This window comes from Modestobacter sp. URMC 112, from assembly GCF_053502575.1.
The window spans coordinates 1265913-1289137 of sequence record NZ_CP199957.1 but is presented as its reverse complement, the minus strand read 5'-3'; the positions used below and the strand labels follow the sequence as shown (position 1 = coordinate 1289137).

22 protein-coding genes are annotated in these 23225 nt (G+C 75.7%); 7 read left to right on the top strand and 15 right to left on the bottom strand.

The window, feature by feature from the left end; all coding sequences use genetic code 11:
- Nucleotides 1-20: 20 nt before the first annotated feature.
- The 6 genes from ACWIX6_RS06145 to ACWIX6_RS06120 all read right to left on the bottom strand — a co-directional run bounded on the left by ACWIX6_RS06145 (nt 21) and on the right by ACWIX6_RS06120 (nt 7508).
- Nucleotides 21-1109, bottom strand: coding sequence for an amidohydrolase family protein (locus tag ACWIX6_RS06145; RefSeq protein WP_448615955.1), 1089 nt, complete (start codon nt 1107-1109; stop codon nt 21-23).
- On the bottom strand, nt 1106-2701 hold the full coding sequence (ffh, locus tag ACWIX6_RS06140) for a signal recognition particle protein (protein ID WP_448615954.1): 1596 nt from the start codon (nt 2699-2701) through the stop codon (nt 1106-1108). Before ffh ends, ACWIX6_RS06145 begins: the two co-directional genes overlap by 4 nt.
- Before the next feature lie 251 nt (nt 2702-2952).
- The gene (locus ACWIX6_RS06135; protein WP_448615953.1) at nt 2953-3153 is read right to left on the bottom strand and encodes a hypothetical protein; all 201 of its coding nucleotides are present in this window, start codon (nt 3151-3153) and stop codon (nt 2953-2955) included.
- A 116-nt stretch (nt 3154-3269) separates the two neighbouring features.
- Complete coding sequence (locus tag ACWIX6_RS06130; RefSeq protein WP_448615952.1) at nt 3270-5642, bottom strand: [protein-PII] uridylyltransferase; 2373 nt, start codon at nt 5640-5642, stop codon at nt 3270-3272.
- 163 nt (nt 5643-5805) lie between these two features.
- Complete coding sequence (locus tag ACWIX6_RS06125) at nt 5806-6144, bottom strand: P-II family nitrogen regulator (RefSeq protein ID WP_110552495.1); 339 nt, start codon at nt 6142-6144, stop codon at nt 5806-5808.
- On the bottom strand, nt 6141-7508 hold the full coding sequence (locus ACWIX6_RS06120) for an ammonium transporter (RefSeq protein ID WP_448615951.1): 1368 nt from the start codon (nt 7506-7508) through the stop codon (nt 6141-6143). Before ACWIX6_RS06120 ends, ACWIX6_RS06125 begins: the two co-directional genes overlap by 4 nt.
- 348 nt (nt 7509-7856) lie before the next feature.
- Between ACWIX6_RS06120 and ACWIX6_RS06115 the strand changes: the two genes are divergently transcribed.
- From ACWIX6_RS06115 to ACWIX6_RS06095, 5 genes are read left to right on the top strand one after another with little or no spacing between them, the layout of a single operon-like run.
- Nucleotides 7857-8573 carry an energy-coupling factor ABC transporter permease gene (locus tag ACWIX6_RS06115; RefSeq protein WP_448615950.1) on the top strand — a complete coding sequence of 239 codons (717 nt, stop codon included), beginning with the start codon at nt 7857-7859 and terminating at the stop codon, nt 8571-8573.
- Nucleotides 8570-8947: a PDGLE domain-containing protein gene (locus ACWIX6_RS06110; protein WP_448615949.1), complete on the top strand. Its 378-nt coding sequence runs from the start codon at nt 8570-8572 to the stop codon at nt 8945-8947. The genes ACWIX6_RS06115 and ACWIX6_RS06110 overlap by 4 nt, the downstream gene beginning before the upstream one ends.
- Nucleotide 8948: 1 nt before the next feature.
- Nucleotides 8949-9734 (top strand): cobalt ECF transporter T component CbiQ, encoded by a 786-nt coding sequence (gene cbiQ / locus ACWIX6_RS06105; RefSeq protein ID WP_448615948.1) that lies wholly within the window; start codon nt 8949-8951, stop codon nt 9732-9734.
- Nucleotides 9731-10489, top strand: a complete 759-nt coding sequence (locus ACWIX6_RS06100; protein WP_448615947.1) for an energy-coupling factor ABC transporter ATP-binding protein — start codon at nt 9731-9733, stop codon at nt 10487-10489. The genes cbiQ and ACWIX6_RS06100 overlap by 4 nt, the downstream gene beginning before the upstream one ends.
- 51 nt (nt 10490-10540) lie before the next feature.
- A complete protein-coding gene (locus ACWIX6_RS06095; protein WP_448615946.1) occupies nt 10541-11644 on the top strand; it encodes a phytase in 1104 nt (367 codons plus the stop codon).
- Nucleotides 11645-11740: 96 nt separating this feature from the next.
- Here the strand turns inward: ACWIX6_RS06095 and ftsY are convergent, their stop codons facing one another.
- Entirely contained in the window at nt 11741-12958 is a 1218-nt protein-coding gene (gene ftsY, locus ACWIX6_RS06090) for a signal recognition particle-docking protein FtsY (protein ID WP_448615945.1), read from the bottom strand.
- Between the two features lie 72 nt (nt 12959-13030).
- Here ftsY and ACWIX6_RS06085 point away from each other — a divergent pair, with 72 nt between their 5' ends.
- Both ACWIX6_RS06085 and ACWIX6_RS06080 read left to right on the top strand, forming a co-directional pair.
- Nucleotides 13031-14692: an alkaline phosphatase D family protein gene (locus ACWIX6_RS06085; protein ID WP_448615944.1), complete on the top strand. Its 1662-nt coding sequence runs from the start codon at nt 13031-13033 to the stop codon at nt 14690-14692.
- 59 nt (nt 14693-14751) lie between these two features.
- On the top strand, nt 14752-15555 hold the full coding sequence (locus ACWIX6_RS06080) for an endonuclease/exonuclease/phosphatase family protein (protein WP_448615943.1): 804 nt from the start codon (nt 14752-14754) through the stop codon (nt 15553-15555).
- Between the two features lie 18 nt (nt 15556-15573).
- Here ACWIX6_RS06080 and smc read toward each other — a convergent pair whose 3' ends face one another.
- The 8 genes from smc to ACWIX6_RS06040 all read right to left on the bottom strand — a co-directional run bounded on the left by smc (nt 15574) and on the right by ACWIX6_RS06040 (nt 23215).
- Nucleotides 15574-19122, bottom strand: a complete 3549-nt coding sequence (smc, locus tag ACWIX6_RS06075) for a chromosome segregation protein SMC (RefSeq protein WP_448616979.1) — start codon at nt 19120-19122, stop codon at nt 15574-15576.
- Nucleotides 19123-19207: 85 nt separating this feature from the next.
- Nucleotides 19208-19411: a hypothetical protein gene (locus tag ACWIX6_RS06070; protein ID WP_448615942.1), complete on the bottom strand. Its 204-nt coding sequence runs from the start codon at nt 19409-19411 to the stop codon at nt 19208-19210.
- A gap of 152 nt (nt 19412-19563) precedes the next feature.
- Nucleotides 19564-19851 (bottom strand): acylphosphatase, encoded by a 288-nt coding sequence (locus tag ACWIX6_RS06065; protein WP_448615941.1) that lies wholly within the window; start codon nt 19849-19851, stop codon nt 19564-19566.
- Nucleotides 19848-20738, bottom strand: coding sequence for a bifunctional DNA-formamidopyrimidine glycosylase/DNA-(apurinic or apyrimidinic site) lyase (mutM, locus tag ACWIX6_RS06060; protein WP_448615940.1), 891 nt, complete (start codon nt 20736-20738; stop codon nt 19848-19850). Before mutM ends, ACWIX6_RS06065 begins: the two co-directional genes overlap by 4 nt.
- A 3-nt stretch (nt 20739-20741) precedes the next feature.
- Entirely contained in the window at nt 20742-21542 is an 801-nt protein-coding gene (rnc, locus tag ACWIX6_RS06055) for a ribonuclease III (RefSeq protein WP_448615939.1), read from the bottom strand.
- A 22-nt stretch (nt 21543-21564) separates the two neighbouring features.
- A complete protein-coding gene (gene rpmF, locus ACWIX6_RS06050) occupies nt 21565-21744 on the bottom strand; it encodes a 50S ribosomal protein L32 (RefSeq protein ID WP_222049252.1) in 180 nt (59 codons plus the stop codon).
- A gap of 2 nt (nt 21745-21746) precedes the next feature.
- Nucleotides 21747-22289 carry a YceD family protein gene (locus ACWIX6_RS06045; RefSeq protein WP_448615938.1) on the bottom strand — a complete coding sequence of 181 codons (543 nt, stop codon included), beginning with the start codon at nt 22287-22289 and terminating at the stop codon, nt 21747-21749.
- 236 nt (nt 22290-22525) lie between these two features.
- Complete coding sequence (locus ACWIX6_RS06040) at nt 22526-23215, bottom strand: hypothetical protein (protein ID WP_448615937.1); 690 nt, start codon at nt 23213-23215, stop codon at nt 22526-22528.
- Between the last annotated feature and the right edge of the window lie 10 nt (nt 23216-23225).

Here is a 23225-nt window from a genome sequence, read left to right as displayed (position 1 = left end):
CCGTCCATCGGTTTGCCGGGTCAGCCGACGACGACGCCGCGCAGCAGCATGCGCTGCGGGCGCTGCAGTGTGTCCAGGTCGGTGCGGGGGTCGGCCCCGTAGACCACCAGGTCCGCCGGGGCGCCCTCCTCGAGCCCGGGCAGGCCCAGCCAGCTGCGCGCCGCCCACGACCCGGCGGCCAGTGCGGCCTCGCGCGGCAGCCCGGCCGCGTGCAGCGCCCGGATCTCGTCGGCGACCAGCCCGTGGTCGATCCCGCCCCCGGCGTCGGTCCCGGCGAACACCGGGACGCCGGCCTCGTACGCCGCGCGCACCACCGCCCCGGAGCCGGCGTACAGCCGCCGCATGGTCGAGGCGTAGGCGGGGAACTTCGCCTCCCCCGCGGCCGCGAACCCCGGGAAGTTCTCCACGTTCACCAGGGTGGGGACGACGGCAGTGCCGCGCGCCGCCATCACGCCGACCAGCTCCTCGGTGAGGCCGGTGCCGTGCTCGATGCAGTCGATGCCCGCGCCGATGAGGTCGGGCAGTGCGTCGGTGCCGAACGTGTGCGCGGTGACCCGGGCGCCCTCCTCGTGGGCGGCCGCGATCGCCGCCGTGAGCACCTCGGCCGGCCACTCGGGGGCCAGGTCGCCCACCCCCCGGTCGATCCAGTCGCCGACCAGCTTCACCCAGCCGTCGCCCCGGCGGGCCTGCTCGCGGACCCCGGCCACCAGGTCCGCCGGCTCCACCTCGACGGCCAGGCCGGGGATGTACCGCCGGGGAGCGGCGAGGTGCCGGCCGGCCCGGATGATGCGCGGCAGGTCCAGCTCGTCGTCCAGGGCCCGGGTGTCGACCGGCGAGCCGCAGTCGCGCAGCGCCAGCACCCCGGCTGCCCGCTCGGTGAGCGCCTGTTCCCGCGTGGCGTCCAGGTCCGCGACCGGTGTGCCACCGCGGGCGATGCCCACGTGGCAGTGCGCGTCGACCAGGCCGGGCAGCACGAAGCCGCCCCGGCTGACGGTCTCGGCGCCGGGCACCGGCTCGAAGGTGATCCGCCCGTCCCGCACCCACAGCTCGCGGTGGTCGCCCGCGGGCAGCAGCACCCCCGCCAGGTGCAGGGGTGGCAGCGGCGTCACCGACCGGCCCGGCCGTCCCCGTCGGGTTGGTCGAAGCGCAGCTTGGTGAGGTCGGGGAGGCCCTGGCCAGGGGGCAGCCCGGGCAGGCCACCGGGCATCCCGCCGCCGGGCATCCCCGGGAAGCCGCCGGGCACCCCGCCGGGCATGCCGCCCGGGGCGCCGATCGGCCGGCGGGCCGGACCACCCTTCGCCTTGCCCTTGCCCTTCTTGCCGCCCTTGCCCCGCGCGGCGGTCTGCATCTGCCGGCCGCGGGCCTTCTTCGACATCGGGCCCATGCCGGGCAGGCCCATGCTGCCGGCCATCTGGCCCATCATCTTCTGCGCCTGGACGAACCGCTCCAGCAGCTGGTTGACCTCGGTGACGCTGACCCCGGAGCCGTTGGCGATGCGGACCCGCCGCGAGGCGTTGATGATCTTGGAGTTGACCCGCTCCTCGGGCGTCATCGAGCGGATGATCGCCGCCGTGCGGTCCAGGTCGCGGTCGTCGACCTGGGCCAGCTGCTCCTTCATCTGCCCCGCGCCGGGCAGCATGCCGAGCAGGTTGGCGATCGGGCCCATCTTCCGGATGGCGAGCATCTGCTCGAGGAAGTCCTCGAGGGTGAAGCCCTCGCGGGAGGCGAGCTTGCCGGCCATCTTCTCGGCCTGGTCGGCGTCGAAGGCCTGCTCGGCCTGCTCGATGAGGGTGAGCACGTCGCCCATCCCGAGGATGCGCGAGGCCATCCGCTCGGGGTGGAAGACGTCGAAGTCGGCCAGCTTCTCGCCGGTCGAGGCGAACATGATCGGCTGGCCGGTGACGTGCCGGACGGACAGCGCCGCGCCACCGCGGGCGTCGCCGTCGAGCTTGGTGAGGACCACGCCGGAGAAGCCGACGCCCTCCTGGAAGGCCGTCGCCGTGGTGACGGCGTCCTGGCCGATCATCGCGTCGACCACGAACAGCGTCTCGTCGGGGCGGACGGCGTCGCGGATGCCGGCGGCCTGCGCCATCAGCTCCGCGTCGATGCCCAGCCGGCCGGCGGTGTCGACGACGACGACGTCGTGCATGGTGCGCCGGGCGTGCTCGATCGACGCCTCGGCGACGGCGATCGGGTCGCCGACGCCGTTGCCCGGCTCGGGGGCGAACACGTCCACGCCGGCCTGACCGGCCACCACGGACAGCTGCTGCACGGCGTTGGGGCGCTGCAGGTCGGCGGCGACGAGCAGCGGCGCGTGCCCCTGGGCCTTGAGCCAGCGGCCCAGCTTGCCGGCCAGCGTCGTCTTCCCGGCGCCCTGCAGGCCGGCGAGCATGATCACCGTCGGGGACTGCTTCGCGAACCGGATCCGCCGCGTCTCGCCACCGAGGACGCCGACGAGCTCCTCGTTGACGATCTTGATGATCTGCTGGGCCGGGTTCAGCGCCTGCGAGACGTCGGCCCCGCGGGCCCGCTCCTTGACCGCGGTGATGAACGAGCGGACCACGGGCAACGCGACGTCGGCCTCGAGCAGCGCGATGCGGATCTCCCGCGCCGTGGCGTCGATGTCCTCGTCGGAGAGCCGGCCCTTGCCGCGCAGACCGGTGAAGACCTTGTCCAGGCGGTCGGAGAGGGTCTCGAACACAACACGTCCTCAGCAGTCAGGCGTGCAGCCGCCGGCCGGCCGCGGGGACCGGGAGCACGGCTCGGGCTCCCGGGGCCACCCCGGGGCCGTCACGCCACCACCCTCCAGCGTAATGGCCCGGGTGTGGACCCGGCCCGAGCGCTGAGTGGCCTCGCTCAGAGGCTCGCCCCGAGTTGAAGGACCCGCCGCGAGTGGCCTCGCTCAGAGGCTCGCCCCGAGCTTGCGAGGGGTGAGGGGAGCGAGGTCCTTCTTCAGGCGGCGTGGACGAGCAGGCCGGCGTCGACGGCGACGGCGGCGGGGGCCACGTCCCCGCTGACGAACGCCGTCCCGCAGTCGACGCACGCCCACTCGGGGCAGTCGCCGCCGTCGTCGGTGTGCCCGTCGACGCAGACGGGCTGCTCGAACCGGCTGTCCGGCCCGCAGGTGGGGCAGGGCCACGTCGGGTGCTCCATGGCACGTCCTCTCCGGAACTGGGCTGCTGGTACGCCGGTGCCCGGTGCGGGCGCCGGGGCGCTCGCCCCGCCGGCTGGGACCAACGTGTCACGGAGGTACGACAGAACTGGGCAACTCAGGCCGGCGTGTCGGCCTTGCCCCACGCCGCCGGGTCTGGTGCCTCACCGCCGGCGGCGGCCAGCAGCGCCTGCTCCGCACGGACCCGCTGCTCGGTGCCGATCGGGGCGCCGGAGTGGTCACAGACGTAGAAGGCGTCCACGGCGTCGCCACCCAGCGTCTCCACTGTCGCCGAGCTGACACTGAGGCCGGCGCCGGCCAGGGCCGCGGTGAGCCGGTGCAGCAGGCCGGCCCGGTCCCGGGCGCGCACCTCCACGAGGCTGGCCGTCCCGGTCGCCTCGGCGTCGAACCAGGAGACTCGGGGCGGAGCGCCCGGGGCGCCGTCCTGGCTGTAGTCGTGCTCGCGCTGACGCAGCCGGTCGGCGAGCGGCAGCGTCCCCTCGAGAGCGGCGCGCACGCTGTCGGCGAGGATCTCGGGCACCGGCGGCCGCCCGAAGCGCGGCCGGACGGCGAAGACGAGCGTGGCGTGGGCGCCCGCGACGCTCACCCGGGCGGCCCGGACGTCGAGCTGGTTGAGCGCCAGCACCCCGGCGCACAGGCTGAACAGCCCCGGCCGGTCGGGGGCGCCGAAGGTCACCTGCTGGCCGTCGAGCACGTCCTCGACGCCCACCGTCACCGGCTCCGTCCGGCCGGGGATGGCCGGTGCCGGGGCGGTGACCTGCGGTTCGGTGGGCTCCAGCACCGGTCCGGGTGTCGGGGCGCTGCCGAGGCGGGCGGCGACCCGGGCGACCAGCGCGGCGACCAGGTGTGCCTTCCACGGCGACCAGGCCGAGGAGCTGGTGGCCGCGCCGTCGGCCTGGGCCAGGGCGTGCAGCAGCTGCAGCAGCGCCGGGTCGGCGCCGATCGCCTCGACCACCCGGTCGACGGTCAGCGGGTCGTCGATGTCCCGGTGGGTCGCCACGTCGGGCAGCAGCAGGTGGTGCCGCACCATGGCGACCAGCGTGGACACGTCGGCCGGGCCGAAGCCCATCCGGGCGGCCATCTCCCCGATGACCACCGCGCCGACGTCGGTGTGGTCACCGGGCCAGCCCTTGCCGATGTCGTGCAGCAGCGCACCGACCAGCAGCAGGTCGGGCCGGTCGACGTCGCGGGTCAGCTCGGCGGCCGCAGCCGCGGCCTCCACCAGGTGCCGGTCCACGGTGAACCGGTGCCACGGGTGGCGCTGGGGCATGGACCGGACCCGGTCCCACTCCGGCAGCATCCGGGCGAGCAGGCCCTCCTGGTCCAGCTGCTCCAGCACGGCCACCGCGCTCCGGCCGCTGGCGAGCAGGCGGAGGAAGGACCAGCGCACCTCCGCCGGCCACGGCTCGGGCAGCGGCGGCGCGTGCACGGCCAGCACCTTGAGGGTGTACGGGGAGAGCAGCAGGTCCGCCCGCGCCGCGGCGGCGGCGCCGCGCAGCACCAGGCCGGGGTCGGCGGCCGGCCGGGCGTCGCGGGCGAGCACGACCTCGTCGCCCTGCCGGACCAGGCCCTCGGCGAGGGGTTCCCGGCGGACCCGGCGGTACCGGGACCGAGGGCGGCGCAGCACCGCCGCGTCGACCCGGCGCCAGGTCTCGTCGGCCACGAAGGCCAGCCGGCGGCCGGCCAGGCTCACCTGGCGCAGCAGCGCGTCGTCGTCGGGCAGTCCCAGCGCCTCGGCCACCGGCCGCTGCGACTGGCGGACCAGCACGTCGGCGGGCCGGCCGGTGGACCGGCGCAGCTCGTCACGGACGTCGAGCAGGAAGGCGTAGGCCTCCCCCGCGTCCGGAGGAGGCTCGTCGGCGAGCTGGGCGGCGGCCAGCGCGTGCAGCACCTGCCCCTCCCGCAGCCCGCCGTAGGCCTCCTTGAGGTCGGGCTCCAGCAGGAAGCCCAGCTCGCCCACCTGCCGGCCGCGGGCCCGCCGCAGGTCCCGGAGCTGGGGCAGCAGCCGGGTGACCTGCTGCCGCCACGACGCCAGGGTCGCGGTGCGCAGGGCGGCGGACAGGCCGGCGTCACCGGCCACGTGCCGGACATCGAGCAGCCCCAGCCCGGCCTTGACGTCGGCCGCGGCCACCGAGACCGCCTCGGCGACGGTGCGCACCGAGTGGTCCAGCCGGAGGCCGGTGTCCCAGACCGGGTACCACAGGGCGTCGGCGAGCGCGGCGATCCCGGGCCGGCCGTCGTGCACCAGGACCAGGTCCAGGTCGCCGTAGGGCGGGAGCTCCCGCCGTCCGAGGCTGCCGACGGCGACCAGGGCGACCCCGCCGCCGTCCGGCGCCGGCTCCGCGCCGCGGCGCGGAGCCGGCCGCGGCGAGCGGGCGAGCGCGTCGGCCAGCAGGCCGGCCAGCCAGCCGTCGAGGACCTCCCCGCGCTCGGCACGGCTCAGACCGGGCAGGGCGGAGGTGTCGAGCACGAGGACCTCTCCGGTCGGGATGGCGGTGCCGGCGCGCAGCGGCGGGAGCGAGGAAAGGGGTCGGCCAGGGCAGCGGGTCGCCCCACTGCCCCGGCCGACGTCCGGCCCTCCTGCAGGGTCCCGCCGCGAGCGTGCGAGCAGCGGGGGGCAGGAGGGTCCTTCTTCAGAGCGCGTCGGCTCCCCGCTCACCGGTGCGGACGCGGACGACCTCGTCGATCGTGGTGACCCAGACCTTGCCGTCGCCGATCTGGCCGGTGGAGGCCGACTCGACCACGGCGTCCACCACCCGGGCGGCGTCCAACTCGCTGACGACCACCTCGATGCGCACCTTCGGGACGAAGTCCACCTGGTACTCCGCACCGCGGTAGACCTCGGTGTGCCCGCGCTGACGGCCGAAGCCCTGGACCTCGCTGACCGTGAGGCCGGCGATGCCGATCAGCTCGAGGGCGTTCTTGACGTCGTCGAGCTTGAACGGCTTGACGATCGCGGTGACGAGCTTCATGCCCGGGTCGCTCCTTCGGTGGTGCGGGCCAGGTGCGGTGACGGGGCGTGCGCCTGGCCGGCGGGTGATGGGCCGCTCCCGCCGCCGAGCGAGGCGAGGTCGTAGCCGGTCTCAGCGTGCTCGACACCGTCGATGCCGGCCACCTCGTCCTCCTCGGTGATCCGGAAGCCCACGGTCCGCGAGATCGCGAAGCCGATGACCAGCGTCAGGACGAAGGAGTACCCCAGGACGGCGACCGCACCCACGACCTGACGCCAGAGCTGGTCGACCCCGCCGCCGTAGAAGAGGCCGTCGACCCCGGCCGTGGTCGCGGCGGAGGCGAACAGCCCGACCGCGACGGTGCCCCACAGACCCCCGACCAGGTGGACGCCGACCACGTCGAGCGAGTCGTCGTAGCCGAGCCGGTACTTCAGGCCGACCGCCAGGGCGCACAGCACGCCGGCGACCAGGCCGATGACGATGGCGCCGATCGGGGTCACCGACGAGCAGGCGGGGGTGATCGCGACCAGGCCGGCCACGACACCGGAGGCGCCGCCCAGCGAGGTGGCGTGGCCGTCGCGGAGCTTCTCGGTCAGCAGCCAGCCCAGCGCCGCGGCGCCGGTGGCCACCAGGGTGGTCACGAAGACCTCGGCGGCCTGGCCGTTGGCCGAGAGGGCGGAGCCTGCGTTGAAGCCGAACCAGCCGAACCACAGCAGCCCGGCGCCGGCCATCACCAGCGGGAGGTTGTGCGGCCGCATGGGGTCGCGGCCGAACCCGCGCCGGCGGCCGAGCACCAGTGCGAGGGCCAGGCCCGCGGCGCCGGCGTTGATGTGCACGGCCGTCCCGCCGGCGAAGTCGATGGCCAGCAGGTCGTTGGCGATCCAGCCGCCGGTCTCGGACTCGGCGCCGTCGAAGGCGAACACCCAGTGCGCGACCGGGAAGTAGACGACGGTCGCCCAGATGCCGGCGAAGAGCAGCCACGGCCCGAAGCGGGCCCGGTCGGCGATCGCGCCGGAGATCAGCGCGACCGTGAGGATCGCGAACACGCCCTGGAAGCCGACGAAGGCCAGCGACGGGACGGTGAAGACCAGGTTGCTGGCGGCGAAGCCGCTGTCCAGACCTTCGGTGCCGATCAGGCCGGACAGGCCGAAGAACTCGGTGGGCGAGCCGAGCAGGCCCATGCCGACGTCGTCGCCGAAGGCCATCGAGTAGCCGTAGAGCACCCAGAGCACGCTGATCAGCGCCAGGGCCCCGAAGCTCATCATCATCATGTTCAGCACGCTCTTCGCGCGGACCATGCCGCCGTAGAAGAGTGCGAGGCCCGGGGTCATCAGCAGCACCAGGGCGGCGCTGATCAGTACCCAGGCGGTGTCGCCGGTGTCCACGGCAACCTCCTGGAGTGTGGTCGTGGCGGGGCCACGCGGTGGGCGGTCCGGCTGTCCGGTGGCTGCAGCCGGGACGTCGCCGCGCTGGGCGGTGACGAGCAGGGACCACGGTGCCGACCTGGTGTTTCCGGAGGCGGTGCGGACGTGTTTCCCGGCGGTGAACACCGCCCCGCGTGTCGGTCCCCGGTGTTCCAGTCGTGTTGCGGGCCGCCCGGAGGACTCCGCTGGGTGACGCGCACCACACGCGTCCCGCTTGTTGCAAGTGGTGTGCAACTGCGAGCGACCTGCAATAGGGTGTCCGCAACCGACGCCCGGCCCCGGGCGACCACCCCTCCCCGGAGGTCCCGCGTGCACGTGCCTGACGGGTTCCTGGACCCCGCCACCTCCGCGGCCACCGCCGCGGTCGCCGTCGCCGGCGTCGCCGTGGCCCTGCGGGGCGCGCGCCGCGAGCTGGACGAGCGGACGGCGCCGATGGCCGGCCTGACCGCCGCCTTCGTCTTCGCCGTGCAGATGATGAACTTCCCCGTCGCCGCGGGCACCAGCGGCCACCTCGTCGGCGGCGCCCTCACCGCCGTCCTCGTCGGCCCCTGGACGGCGGTGCTGTGCATGACCGTCGTCCTGATGGTGCAGGCCCTGGTGTTCGCCGACGGCGGGCTGACCGCGCTGGGCACCAACGTCACGCTGCTCGCCCTGGTCGCCGTCGCCGTGGGCTACGGCGCCTTCCGGGCGCTGACCGCGGTGCTGCCGCGCACCCGCGGAGGGGTCCTCGCCGCTGCGGGGGTGGGGGCGTTCCTCTCCGTGCCGGTCGCGGCGCTGGTGTTCGTCGGCCTGTTCAGCGTGGGCGGGGTCGCCGACGTGGCGGTGGGCACGGTCGCGGCCACCATGGCCGGGGTGCACCTGCTGATCGGGCTGGGCGAGGCCGCCATCACCGTGGCGGTGCTCAGCGCGGTCCTCGCCGTCCGGCCGGACCTGGTGCGCGGCGCCGGGCACCTGCGGCGCGAGCTGGTGCTGGCGCCCCGCGCGGCTCCGGTGCCGGCCCGTCCGGTGCCCGCGGACGCCCGGTGACCGCCTCCCGGCGCCGCACCACCGGCTTCGTCCTCGCCGGGCTGCTCGTCACGCTGCTCGTCGCCGGGGTGGGCAGCTGGTACGCCAGCAGCTCCCCGGACGGGCTGGAGTCCGCCGCCGAGCGCAGCGGGTTCGCCGACACCGCCCGGGACAGCGCCGCCGCGGACTCGCCGCTGGCCGACTACGGCGTCGCCGGGGTGTCCGACGGCCGGCTGTCCGGCGGGCTGGCCGGGGTGGTCGGCGTCCTGCTCGTGCTCGCGCTCGCCGGCGGGCTGACCCTGCTGCTGCGCCGCCGCGCCCCCGCCTCCGACGCTGCCTCCCGCGCGGACGCCGAGGAGGCTCCCGCCGGGCGGCTGCCCACCGGCCGGGACTGAGGTGGGCGCGGGACACGGCTGGGGCGTGCTGTCGGCCGGCTACCGGCCGGGGACCACCCCGGTGCACCGCCTCGACGCGCACCTGAAACTGGTCGCCGTCCTGGGCTTCGCCCTGGTGGTCGTCGCCACGCCGGTGCACGCCGGCTGGGCGCCGGCGGCCTACCTGGGCTTCCTGGCGCTGCTCGCCGGGGTCGCCGCGGTCGCCCGGGTACGCCCCGGCCGGCTGCTCCGCGGGATGGCCGTCGAGCTGCCCTTCGTCGCCTTCGCGGTGCTGCTGGTCTTCGTCTCCCGCGGACCGCGCACCGAGGTCCTCGGGCTGTCGGTGTCCGCCGGCGGCCTCGCGGTCGGCGGCGGGCTGCTGGCCAAGGCGACCCTGTCGGTGCTCGCCGCCACGCTGCTGGCCGCCACCACCGAGCCCCGCGCCCTGGTGCACGGCCTGGAGCGGCTGCGGCTCCCCCAGGTCCTCGTTCAGATCCTGATGTTCATGATCCGCTACGCCGACGTGGTCGGGGGCGAGCTGCGCCGGATGCGGGTGGCCCGGGAGTCCCGCGGGTTCCGGGCCCGGCACCTGGGCGCGCTGCGCGTGCTCGGCCCCGCGGCGGGGTCGCTGTTCATCCGCTCCTACGAGCGCGGCGAGCGGGTGCACCTGGCGATGCTGTCCCGCGGCTACAGCGGTCGCCTGCCCACCGGGCCGGTCGCCGCGGCCGGGAGCCGGTCCTGGGCGACGGCGCTGAGCCTGCCGCTCGCGGCCGCCGGCGTGCTGGCGGCCGGGGCGCTGACCGGGTGAGCGCCGCCCCGGGCCCGCCGCCCTCCCTGCTGGTCGAGGACCTCGCCTTCGCCTACCACGACGGGCACCAGGCGCTCTTCGGGGTGGACCTGCGCGTCGAGGCCGGCGAGCGGGTCGCCGTCCTGGGGCCCAACGGCGCGGGCAAGACCACCCTGGTGCTGCACCTCAACGGCATCCTGCGCGGCGGGCGGGGCCGGGTCACGGTCGCCGGCCTGCCCGTCGGGGGGCGCGACCTCGGCGAGGTCCGGCGCCGGGTCGGGCTGGTGTTCCAGGACCCCGACGACCAGCTGTTCATGCCCACCGTCGGCGAGGACGTCGCGTTCGGTCCGCGCAACCTGGGGCTGCCCGAACCGGAGGTCGCCCGCCGGGTCGCGGACGCGCTGGCCGCCGTCGACATGGCCGACGCCGCCGACCGCGCCCCGCACCACCTGTCCTTCGGCCAGCGCCGGCGGGTCGCGGTGGCCACGGTGCTGTCCATGCGGCCCGAGGTGCTGGTGCTCGACGAGCCGTCGTCCAACCTGGACCCGGCCGGCCGCCGGGAGCTGGCCGAGGTGCTGCAGGCCCTGCCGGTGACCCTGCTGATGGTCACCCACGACCTGCCGTACGCCCTGCAGCTGTGCCCGCGCTCGGTCGTGCTCGACGGTGGGGTCGTCGTCGCCGACGGCCCCACCCGGGACCTGCTCGCCGACACGGAGCTGTTGACCGCTCACCGTCTGGAGCTGCCGTTCGGGTTCGACCCGCGCGCCGTGGGGTGAATCCGGCGTCGGGCCTCCCGACCCCTCCGGCGGCACGCCACGATGGTCGCCATGGGCAGGTCCCGACCGAACGCCACCACTTCCTTCGTACCGCTCCTCTGCAGCGCGCTGCTGCTGGGCGGCTGCTCCGCGGCCGAGCCGAGAGCCGAGGCCCAGGTGGTCCCGGCCGCGGCGGCCGTGATCAACCCGGAGGTCGTGGCCACCGTCGAGACCGTGCCCGTGCCGCACAGCGGTGACGCCGCCGACGACCCGGCCGTGTGGGTCGACCCCGCCGACCCGTCGCGCAGCGTGGTCATCGGCACCGACAAGAAGGGCGGGCTGGCCGTCTACGACCTGGCCGGGCAGCAGCTGCAGTACCTGCCGACCGGCGAGGAGAACAACGTCGACGTCCGTCCCGCGGAGAACGGCATGACGCTGCAGGGCCGCCCGGTCGTCCTGGTCGTCGCCGGGAACCGCACCACCAACACCATCGACGTCTTCGAGCTGGACCCCGGGACCCGCTCGCTGCGGGACGTCGCGGCCGGCCCCATCCGGCCCGACCTGGAGGTCTACGGGTCCTGCCTGTACCGCAGTGCCTCGACCGGCCGGGTGCACGCCTTCGTCAACAGCAAGGACGGCGAGGTCGAGCAGTGGGAGCTGGCCGACGACGGGTCCGGCCGGGTCGCCGGGACACGGGTCCGCTCCTTCGGCGTGGGGTCGCAGACCGAGGGGTGCGTGGCCGACGACGAGCTCGGTGACCTCTACCTCGGGGAGGAGGAGCGGGGCATCTGGCAGTTCGGCGCCGAGCCGGACGCCGGGACCACCGGCACGCTGGTCGTCGAGGTCTCACCGTCGGGTCCGCTGGTCTCCAACGTGGAGGGGCTCGCGCTGACCTACGGGAACGGCGGCACCGGCTACCTGATCGCCTCCAGCCAGGGCAACGACTCCTACGCCGTCTACCGGCGCGAGGGGGAGCACGCCTACGTGGGCTCGTTCCGGATCAGCGACGGGTCGCCGGGCGGGATCGACGGGGCGGAGAAGACCGACGGGATCGACGTCACCACGGCCGCCCTGGGCCCGTCGTTCCCCGCGGGGCTGTTCGTGGCCCAGGACGGCGTCAACGAGGGAGGCCAGAACTACAAGCTGGTCCCGCTCCAGGACGTCCTGCCCGGCTGACGCCGTCCGCTGTGCGCGGAGGGCTGCCTCGGCGGGTCCGAGGCAGCCCTCGGCGCACGACGGCGCGCGGGGCGCGCGCTCGATGCTCCGCCGGCGTCAGCCGACGATCGCCTCGGCGAAGGCCTCCGGCTCGAACGGCGCCAGGTCGTCCGGCCCCTCCCCCAGCCCGATCAGCTTCACCGGGATGCCCAGCTCGCGCTGCACCGAGACCACGATGCCGCCCTTCGCGGTGCCGTCCAGCTTGGTCAGCACGATGCCGGTGACGGTCACGGCCTCGGTGAACACCCGCGCCTGGACGACGCCGTTCTGCCCGGTGGTGGCGTCCAGCACCAGCAGCACCTCGCCGACCGGGGCCTGCTTCTCCACCACCCGCTTGACCTTGCCCAGCTCGTCCATCAGCCCGGACTTGGTGTGCAACCGCCCGGCGGTGTCGATCAGGACGGCGTCCACCTCGCCCTCGGCGCCGGTGCGGACCGCCTCGAACGCGACCGACGCCGGGTCCCCGCCCTCGCGGCCGCGCACGGTCAGCACACCGACCCGCTCGCCCCAGGTCTCCAGCTGGTCGGCCGCGGCGGCGCGGAAGGTGTCGGCCGCACCGAGCACCACGCTCTTGCCGTCGCCGACCAGGGCCCGGGCGATCTTGCCGACCGTCGTCGTCTTGCCGGCGCCGTTGACCCCGACCACCAGGACGACGGCGGGCAGGCCGCCGTGCCGGTCGGTGGCCAGGCGGCGGTCCAGGTCGGGCCCGAGGACGGCGGTGAGCTCACGGACCAGCAGCTCGCGCAGCTCGGCGCCCGACGCGGTGGCCAGCACCAGGCTCTGGGTGCGCAGCCGCTGGACGATCTGGGTGGTGGCCGCGACGCCGACGTCGGCGGCGAGCAGGGTCTCCTCGACCTCCTCCCAGTCGTCCTCGGTGAGCTTCTCCCGGGCGAGCACGGTGAGCAGTCCCCGGCCCAGGGAGGACTGGGACCGCGCGAGCCGCGACCGGAGCCGGACCAGCCGGCCGGCCGAGGGCAGCGGGGTCTCGAAGACCAGGCCGGGCTCGGGCTGGGCAGGCGGCAGCTCCACCGGGGGCGCCGGCGGGGCGGGCGGACCGGTGTAGAGGTCGGCGGCGGTCGCCCCCGAGGTGGGGCTGGGTCCCGGCGCGGGCTCGGTGTCGGTGGTCGGCTGGGGCGGGCGCGGCCGGGTGAGCGTGGTCCCGGCCGCGGCGTCGGAGTCCAGCCGGGTGGTCCGTCGCCCCCGGTTCACCAGCAGACTGATCCCGGCCAGCAGGGCCACCACGAGGATCGCGATCGCGATCAGCACGAACTCCATGACCCCCATCCTCCCAGCCGCCGCACACCCCGCACTGGGCGGCGCCTGGCCTGGTGCGTCACGCTGTGGGGCATGCCCGAGACCGCCGGCACGACCCCGTTGCTCCTGCTCGGACCCCTGCTGCGCCACGTCGACCCCGTCTCGGCGACCATCTGGGTGGAGACCGACCGCGCCTGCGAGGTGACGGTGCTCGGCCGCCGGGCCCGCACGTTCCGCGTGCAGGGCCACCACTACGCGCTGGTGCTCGTCGAGGACCTGGAGCCGGGGAGCTCGACCCCCTACGAGGTGCACCTGGACGGGCACCGGGTGTGGCCGCAGGCCCACTCGGACTTCCCGCCGAGCCGGATCCGCACCGTCGGGCAGGACCGCGCGTTCCGGCTGGCGTTCGGCTCCTGCCGGTACGCGACCCCCTCCACGGTCGACGTGCGGGACGGCATCGCGCCGGACGCGCTGGACGGCTACGCCACCCAGATCGTCGCCACCCCGGAGGAGGAGTGGCCGGACGCGTTGGTGATGCTGGGCGACCAGGTCTACGCCGACGAGATCACCCCGGGGACGCACGCGTGGCTGGCGTCCCGCCGCGACCTGGACCAGCCGCCCGGCGACCAGGTCAGCGACTACGAGGAGTACAGCCGGCTCTACGCCGAGTCCTGGGGTGATCCGCAGGTGCGGTGGCTGCTGTCCACGGTCCCGTCGTCGATGATCTTCGACGACCACGAGATGATCGACGACTGGAACACCTCGGAGGCCTGGCGGGCCGAGGTCACCCGCACCGACTGGTGGCAGCAGCGCATCACCGGGGGACTGACCAGCTACTGGGTCTACCAGCACCTGGGCAACCTCTCCCCCCAGGAGCTGGAGAAGAACGAGGTCTGGCAGGCGATCTGCCGACTCGGCGAGGACGACGACGACGCCGGTCCGATGCTCGACCAGATGGCCCGCGCCGCCGACGCCGAGCCGCAGACGGTGCGGTGGAGCTACGTGCGGCACTGGGGCTCGACCCGGCTGATCATGATCGACAGCCGCGCCGGCCGGGTGCTGACCGAGGGCGACCGGAAGATCGTCGACGACGACGAGTTCGACTGGGTGGAGGCCGCCGTCCAGCAGGCGGTGTCCGACGGGGTGCAGCACGTGCTGATCGGGACGTCGCTCCCCTGGCTGCTGCCGCACGCCGTCCACGACATCGAGCGGTGGAACGAGACGCTGACCTCCCGGCACGCCGGGAAGCCGCTGGGCCGGCTGTCGGACAAGCTGCGCCAGGCCGCCGACCTCGAGCACTGGGCCGCCTTCGGGCAGTCCTTCGAGCGCCTCGGCCGCGTCCTCATCTCCCTCGCGCGCGGGGAGTACGGGCCGGCACCGGCGACCGCCATGGTGCTCTCCGGCGACGTGCACCACGCGTACGCCGCCGAGCTCGTCCAGCCCGGCGACCTGACCACCCGGGTGCACCAGCTGACGGTGTCCCCGCTGCACAACCAGGCACCGCACGCCATCGAGATCGGGTTCAAGATCGGTTGGAGCCGGTGGGCCCGGGGGGTCACCGGGCTGCTGCGCGCCGTGAGCCGGGTGGAGTCCACCGGCCTCCAGTGGCGCAAGCAGGCCGGCCCGTTCTTCGGCAACGAGCTGGGCGAGCTGGTCCTGGACGCGGGCGACGCCCGCTTCCGGCTGTTCGCCACCAGCCGGGACGAGGCCGGCCGGGACCGCTTCGACCAGGTGCTGGACACCGAGCTGGCCTGACCCGGCGGCGGGAGGGGCCGGGGTCGTCCGGGGAGCGGGGCATCCGGGAAGCTGGGCCGGTGACCAAGCCCGCCCCCGGTCCTGACCAGCCACCGATCCCGGTCCGGCTGCTGAGCTTCAACGTCCACCACGGCGTGGGCCGGGACGGCCGGCACGACCTCCCCCGGCTGGCCCGGCTGCTGGCGGACACCGATGCCGACGTCATCTGCCTGCAGGAGGTCGACCGGCACTACGGCGAGCGCAGCGAGCACGTCGACCAGGGGCTGCTGCTGTCCCGGGCGCTGGACATGCAGCTGGCCTGGGGTCCGGCGATCGACCGCCCGACGCCCGGCCCGGGCGGGGACCGGCAGCAGTACGGCAACGCGCTGCTCTCCCGGCTGCCCATCCTGATCAGCGACGTGCACCCGCTGCCCGGCGGCGGTGAGCCGCGCAGCGCGCTGCGCACGCTGGTGGAGCTCGACGGCGGCGCCCTGTGGGTCACCACCACGCACCTGAGCCCCGGGTCCGACGCCGACCGTGCCGCCCAGGCCGCCACCCTCGCCGGTCTGCACGACGAGCCGATGGAGACCGGCGTCCTGGTCGGGGACCTCAACGCGGACGCGGGGGCCCCCGAGCTGGACGTCCTCCGGGAGCGCTTCACCGACGCCTGGCAGCTCGCCCGGGCGCGCAGCGACCAGGCCGGCCGCTGGTCACTGCGCGCGGACCAGGGCCTGACCCACCCGGCCCGGCACCCCCGGGTGCGGATCGACCAGGTGTGGGTGTCGTCCGGGGTCGCGGTGCGGGACGCGCAGGTGCTCGACGGGGCGGACTGCTCGGACCACAACCCGCTGCTGGTCGACCTGGAGATCACCTCCGGGGTGTAGTGGCCCCCTCCCGGGGCCTCAGGCCGGTTGGGGGTCCCGTAGGCGCTGGCTGATCACCCCGGTGATGCCGTCGCCCCGCATGCTGACCCCGTAGAGGGCGTCGGCGATCTCCATCGTCCGCTTCTGGTGGGTGATGACGATCAGCTGGGACGTGTCGCGCAGCTGCTCGATCAGCGTCAGCAACCGGCCCAGGTTGACGTCGTCCAGGGCCGCCTCGACCTCGTCGAGCACGTAGAACGGCGACGGGCGGGCGCGGAAGATCGCCACCAGCAGCGCGACCGCGGTCAGCGACCGTTCCCCGCCCGACAGCAGCGACAGCCGCTTCACCTTCTTGCCCGCCGGGCGGGCCTCGACCTCGACGCCGGTGGTCAGCAGGTCCTCGGGGTCGGTCAGGACGATGCGCCCCTCGCCGCCGGGGAACAGGGTGGCGAAGACCTCGGTGAACTCGCGTTGCGTGTCTGCGAAGGCCGCCGCGAACACCTCGTGGATGCGGGCGTCGACCTCCCGGACGACGGTGAGCAGGTCGCGGCGGGTGGATTTGAGGTCCTCGAACTGGGTGGCCAGGAAGGTGTGCCGCTCCTCCAGCGCGGCGAACTCCTCCAGCGCCAGCGGGTTGACCTTCCCCAGGGTGGCCAGGTCGCGCTCCGCCCGGGCTGCGCGGCGTTCCTGGGTCGCCCGGTCGTAGGCCGCCGGTGGCGGCTCCGGCTCCCCCGCCGCCGCGGCGGCCGCCGACTCCGCTCGGGTCGGCGGCACCGCGGCGGCCGGTCCGTACTCGGCGAGCAGGGTGGGCAGGTCGACGCCGTACTCCTCTGCCGCGCGGGCCTCCAGCGCCTCGATCCGCAGCCGCTGCTCGGCGCGGGCCACCTCGTCGCGGTGCACCTCGTCGGTGAGCCGGTCGAGCTCGGCGGTGTGCTCGCGCACCCGGACGCGGACGGCGAGCAGCTGGGCCTCCCGGGCGGTGCGTGCGGACGCCAGGGCGTCCCGCTCGGCGGCGGCCCGGGACGACGACGTCGCCAGGGCCGCCAGCGCCGTCTCGGCGCCGGCCCGGACACCGGCGGCGACCCGGGCCCCGCGCTCGCGGGCGAGCCGGGCGGCCGCGGCCCGTTCGCGGGCGGCCCGTTCCTGGCGGGCCTGCCGGCGCAGCGACTCCGCCCGGCCGGACAGCGACCGGGCGCGCTCCTCGGCGGTGCGCACCGCCAGCCGGGCCTCGGTCTCGGTCTGCCGGGCCGTGGTGGCGCCGGCCCGCAGCCGGTCGCGCTCGTCGGTGGCCGGCTCCTCGGGCACCGGCGCCGCCTCGGCGTCGGCCAACCGGCGTTCCAGGTCCGACAGCCCGGCGCCGGCCTGCTCCAGGGCCTGCTCGGCGCGGACCCGCGCGGCCTGCAGCCGCTCGGCCTCGGCCACCGCGGAGCGGGCGGCGGCGCCCAGCTCGGCGAGCTCCGCGGCGACCACCGACCGGCTGCGCTCACCGGCCTGCCGGGCGGCCAGCGCCGACTCGACGTCGGCGGACCGGTCGGCGGCAGCCTGGCGCGCGGCGGCGAGGTCCTCGGCCAGCCGGGCGGCGCGTGCGGTGGCCTGCGACAGCTCGGCGGTGGCCTCGTCGACCCGGGCGCGCACCTCCAGCCCGGACGGGGCGTCGCGCTGCCCGCCGCTGGCCCAGTCGGCGCCCAGCAGGTCCCCGTCGGCGGTGACCGCACGCACCCGCGGGTGGACTCGCAGCAGCGCGACAGCCGCCGGCAGGTCGGCCACGACGGCGACCCGCTCCAGCGCCCGGGCGAGCGCCGGGCCGAGCTCCGGCGGGGCGTCGAGGAGGTCCAGTGCCCAGCGGGCATCGGTGGGCAGCTCCGGCCAGCCCTCCCGGCCCACCGGCGGGAGGCCACCGGTAACCAGCAGCCCGGCCCGCCCTCCCCCGGCCCCGGCGAGGTGCTCCAGGGCGGCCGCTGCCGCCTCGACCCCGGAGACGACGACGGCGTCGGCCGCCCTCCCCAGCGCCGCGGCCACCGCGACCTCGTCGCCGGCCTGCACGCCGAGCCGGTCGGCCACCGGGCCGAGCACGCCGGGGAGGCCGCCGGCCAGCACGGCGGCGGCGCCGTCGGCCGGGGCCAGGCCGAGGGCCAGGGCGTCCCGGCGGGCCTGCCAGCCGGCGCGGTCGCGCTCGGCGGCACGCTCGGCGTCGGCGAGCTCGGTGACCCGGCGGACGGCGGCGGTGTGCGCGGTGACGGCGTCGGCGTGCGCGGTGGCCAGCTCGACGTCGCCGTCGGACTCCTCGACCGCGCTGCGCCGGGCGGCCAGCCGCTCGGCGGCCGCGTCGGCCCGCCCGGTGGCCTCGTCCGCGGCGGCGGCCAGCCGTTCGATCTCGGCGCGGCCGGCGGCCGCCCGGGACCGCCCGGCAGCGACCTGCCCGGACAGCCGGGCGAGCTGCTCGCGCCGGTCCGCCAGCGCCCGGGCGGCGGCCACCAGAGCCCGCTCGGCCTCGGCCAGCGCCTGCTCCAGCTCGGCGCGGGCGGCGCCGGCGGCGGCCGCCCGGGCGCGCTCGGCGGTCAGGTTGTCGGCCAGCTCGCGTTCGGTCGCGGTGACCCGGTCGGCCTCGGCGTCCAGCTGGTCGGGGTCCCGGCCGGGCGCGCCGGCCGGCACGGGCGCGGTGAGGTGGCGGTGCCGCTCGGCGGCGAGCTGCGCGACGCTGCGGAACCGTTCGGCCAGGGTGGACAGCCGGAACCAGGTGTCCTGGGCGGTGGCCAGCCGGGGCGCGTCGGCGGCCAGCTGGGTCTCCAGCGTCGACTCGCTGGTGGCGGCCTCGCCGAGGGCGGCCTCGACCACGGCCCGGCGGGCCCGGGCGGCGCTCTCGTCGGCGATGTCCCGGTCCAGCGCGTCCCGCAGCGCGACCAGGTCGTCGGCCAGCAGCCGCAGCCGGGCGTCGCGCAGGTCGGCCTGCACCCCGGCGGCCCGGCGGGCGACCTCGGCCTGCCGGCCCAGCGGCTTGAGCTGGCGCCGGAGTTCCGCGGTCAGGTCGCCCAGCCGGTCCAGGTTGGCCTGCATCGCATCGAGCTTGCGGAGGGCCTTCTCCTTGCGCTTGCGGTGCTTGAGGACGCCGGCCGCCTCCTCGATGAAGGCCCGCCGGTCCTCGGGGCGCCCGGACAGGACGGCGTCGAGCTGCCCCTGGCCGACGATGACGTGCATCTCCCGGCCGATGCCGGAGTCGCTGAGCAGCTCCTGGACGTCGAGCAGGCGCACCTTGTCGCCGTTGATCTCGTACTCGCTCTCACCGGAGCGGTACATCCGGCGGGTGATCGACACCTCGGTGTACTCGATCGGCAGCGCGCCGTCGGTGTTGTCGATGGTCAGGCTCACCTCGGCCCGGCCCAGGGCCGGGCGACCGGCGGTGCCGGCGAAGACGACGTCCTCCATCTTGCCGCCGCGCAGCGTCTTGGCGCCCTGCTCGCCCAGCACCCAGGCGATGGCGTCGACGACGTTGGACTTGCCCGAGCCGTTGGGGCCCACGACGGCGGTGATCCCCGGCTCCAGCCGCAACGTCGTCGTCGACGCGAAGGACTTGAAGCCCTTGAGCGTCAGGCTCGACAGATACAGGACCCCGTCCCCCTCACCACTCGCACGCTCGCGGCGAGCCTCCGGACGGGGCCATACAGGGCAGGACTGATTATGCGGAGGTGGTGGCCAGGGCGGGGGCGGCGGGCTCCTCGGCCATGCCGAGGAGCTCGCGGGCGATGGCCGCGTCGCGCTCGGCCTGGAGCACCGCCAGCTGCTCCTCGAGGCGTCGCACCCGGGCCCGCAGGGCAGCGTTCTCCTCGGCTGCTCGAAGCTCGTGCGGAGCTACGACGGAACCGAACAGGGCCTTCGCCATGGCTTGAGCGGCCTTTCCGAGTGCAGGAGGTACCACGTGGCACCGCCGGGGAGCGGTCTGCGCGGGGTGGGGTCCACTCAGGGTGACACCCGAGGGGACCCCGGTCAACGTCTCGCGGGCGACTCCCCCGTGTCGGGGACGTGTCGTCTTCGTCACCCCTGCGTGAAGGGAGCGTCCCCGTCGCCGGCTCCGGCGGCCCTCTCCGGACCCACCTCGACCCCGGTCACCCGCCCGGGCGCGGCCGGGCCGGACAGCGCGCTCACCAGCGCACCGACGTCCTCGGCGGGTCCGACGGCGCGGACCTCGACCCGGCCGTCCACGAGGTTGGTGGCCGACCCGGCCAGGCCCAGCCGGCGGGCCTCCCGGACGACGAACGCGCGGTAGCCGACCCCCTGCACGCGCCCGGACACCCAGGCGGTGACCTCCACCCGTCCGGTCACCGTGCGCTGCGGATCCGTGGCCGGGGCTGGCAGCGGGGGCAGCTGTAGCTCGACCGGTTCATGAAGGACTCCCGGACCACGGGCGTGCCGCAGCGGGGGCAGGGCCGGTCCTCCTGGCCGTAGACGGCCAGGAACCGGGAGAAGTAGCCGCTCTGGCCGTTGACGTCGACGTAGAGGGAGTCGAAGGAGGTGCCGCCCTGGGCCAGCGCCTCGCCCAGCACGTCCCGGATCCCCTCGAGCAGGGCGGCGACCTGCGGGCGGGTGAGCCGGTCGGTGGGCCGGGCGCCGTGCAGCCGGGCCCGCCACAGCGACTCGTCGGCGTAGACGTTGCCCACCCCGCCGATCAGCGTCTGGTCCAGCAGCGCCCGCTTGACCTCGGTGCGGCGCCGGCGCAGCGCGGCTCCGAAGGCCGTGTCGTCGAAGCCGGGGTCCAGCGGGTCGACGGCGATGTGCGCCAGCCGCGGGGGCAGGCCGTCGCCCGCGGCGTCGGGTGCCGCCTCCTCGACCGACAGGCCGCCGAAGGTCCGCTGGTCGACGAAGCGCAGCTCGCGGCCGCCGTCGGTGAACCGGAACCGGGCGCGCAGGTGCACCTCGTCGGGCTCGTCGGGCTTCTCCACCAGCAGCTGGCCGCTCATGCCCAGGTGCGCGACCAGGGTGGCGCCCGCCGGGGTGCCGTCGGGCGCGGTGAGCGGCAGCCACAGGTACTTGCCGCGGCGGTGCGCCGCGGCGACGGTCGCCCCGGTGAGGGTGCCGACGAAGGCCTCGGTGCCGGCCAGGTGCCGCCGGACGGCCCGCGGGTGGTGCACCTCGACCTGGGCGATGGTGCGGCCGGCCACCCAGCGCTCCAGCCCTCGCCGGACCACCTCGACCTCGGGCAGCTCGGGCACCGGTCAGGCCTCGGTGGTGAGCGCGCGCCAGGCCGTCTCGGCGGCCTCCTGCTCGGCGGCCTTCTTCGTGCGGCCGGTGCCGCGGCCGTGGACCGTCCCGCCCAGCATCACCGCGGCGGTGAAGGTCTTGGCGTGGTCGGGGCCGTCGTCCTGCACGTCGTACACCGGGGGGCCCAGCCCCTGCGCGGCGCCGAGCTCCTGCAGGCTCGTCTTCCAGTCCAGGGCGGCCCCGCGGGTGGCGGACTCGGCCAGCAGCGGGTCGAACAGCCGGTGGACCAGCGCGGCGGCGGCGTCCAGCCCGAGCTCCAGGTGCACCGCGCCCAGCAGCGCCTCGAGGGCGTCGGCCAGGATCGAGTCCTTCTCCCGGCCGCCGGTGGTCTGCTCGCCGCGGCCCAGCAGGAGGTGCGGGCCGATGCCGCCGTCCCCCAGGGAACGGGCGACCTTGGCCAGGGACGTCATGTTGACCACCGAGGCGCGCAGCTTCGCCAGCTGCCCCTCGGCCAGCCGGGGGTGGCTGCGGTAGAGCTCGTCGGTGACCACCAGTCCGAGCACCGAGTCCCCGAGGAACTCCAGGCGCTCGTTGGTCGGCAGCCCGCCGTTCTCGTAGGCGTAGGACCGGTGGGTCAGCGTCAGGGTGAGCAGGTCGGCCGGGAGCTCGACGCCCAGGGCGTCCCTCAGCCAGGCGGCCGCGCGTGCGGCGTGCTCCGGGCCGATCACCTGCGGACCGGCGGGCAGGCGTCCGGCGGCGTCCCCGGGAGCGGACTGGCCGCCCGGGGACACCGCCGGAGGGGTCGCACGAGCCACGCCGGGAGTACCTGTGCGGCGGTCAGACCGCCAGGACCTGACGGCCGTCGTGCTGGCCGCAGGTCGGGCACGCCTGGTGCGGGGGCTTGAGCTCGCCGCAGGCCCGGTTGGGGCACGGGGTCAGGGTGGGGGCGCTGGCCTTCCACTGCGACCGACGGGAGCGGGTGTTGCTCCGGGACATCTTCCTCTTCGGGACGGCCACGGTCAGATCTCCTCTGGGTTGGTGCGAGCGGACCCCGGTCGGGGTCCCTCCGCGCTGTCGGTCGTGTCGGGCTCTTCCGCCAGGCGGGCGGCCAGGCCGGCCCACCGGGGGTCGATGACCTCGTGCGAGTGGTCGGCCGGCAGGTCGTCGAGCCGCTCGCCGCAGTCCACGCACAGCCCGGCGCAGTCCGGGGTGCAGGTCGGGGACAGCGGCAGGGTGAGGACGACGGCGTCCCGGACCAGCGGGGCGAGGTCGAGGTGGTCACCCTCGATCCGGCGCACCTCGTCCTCCTCGCTGGTGGCCTCGGTGGTGCTGCCGGCGTAGGCGTACAGCTCCTGGACGTCGAGCTGGAGGGTGTCGGCGACCGGCTCCAGGCAGCGGGCGCACTGCCCGGACACCGGGGCCTCGACCTGCCCGGAGACGAGCACGCCCTCCATCACCGCCTCCATCCGCAGCTGCAGGTGCAGCGGGGCACCCTCGGGGACGGCGATCATCTCCAGCCCCCAGCGCTCGGGGGCGGGCAGGGTCACGTCCCACTCGCGCATGGACCCGGCCTGCCGGCCGAGTTCCCGGAGGTCGAACCTCCAGGGGTCGGCGGCGGGGCGCCGGACGTCCGTGGACGGGGCACCGTGGCGGGGCGAAGAGGCAGCAGGCATGTCGGTACTCGTTGTCGGCAGTGGGGGTGACCGGCGCGGGACCCCAGCGGGTGGGGGCGTCAGCGACCGGGCAGAGACTGCAGCCTACCCGATCGCGTCGCCGCGCCTCCCTGACCGGGGCCCGGTCAGGGGTGACGCAGGTTGTCCCGCGCCTTGTCGACCGAACGCGACATGTGGGCCAGCGTGTTCCCGAAGTCGGCCAGCCGGCTGTCGACGTACTCGTCGACCTCGGCGCGCATCTGCGCCACCTCGGCGACGGTCTGCGCGCCGAGCTCGTCGGCCCGGCTGACCGCGCCGCGGTACACCTCGGTCTCGGTGACCAGCCGGTCGTGCTCCTCCTGGCCGGCGGCGACCAGCTCGGCGTAGCGCTCCTCGCCGTCGGCGATCAGCTGCTCGCGCCGGCGCTGCCCGTCGGCCACCAGCGCTGCCGCCTCGGCCTCGGCCTCGGCCAGCAGCGCGTCGACCTCGGCCTGCGCGGCGGCGATGAGCTCGTCACGCTGCCGGCGGGCGGTGCCGATCAGCTCGTCGCGCTGGCGCCGCGCGGAGCCGATGACCTGCTCGGTCTCGCTGCGGGTCCGGCCGGTGAGCCGCTCGGCCTCGGCCTGGGCCTGCTGCAGGATCTCGGTGCGCTGCTCGACGATCGCGCCGGCCTGCTGCACCTCCTCCGGCAGCGACTCGCGCAGCTCGTCGAGCAGGTCGAGCAGGTGGTCGCGCGGCACCATGCAGGAGCTGGACATCGGCACGCTGCGGGCGTTCTCGATGACCGTGGTCAGCTCGTCGACCGTCTCGTACAGCCGGTACACGACCTCCGTCACGTGCCCTCCT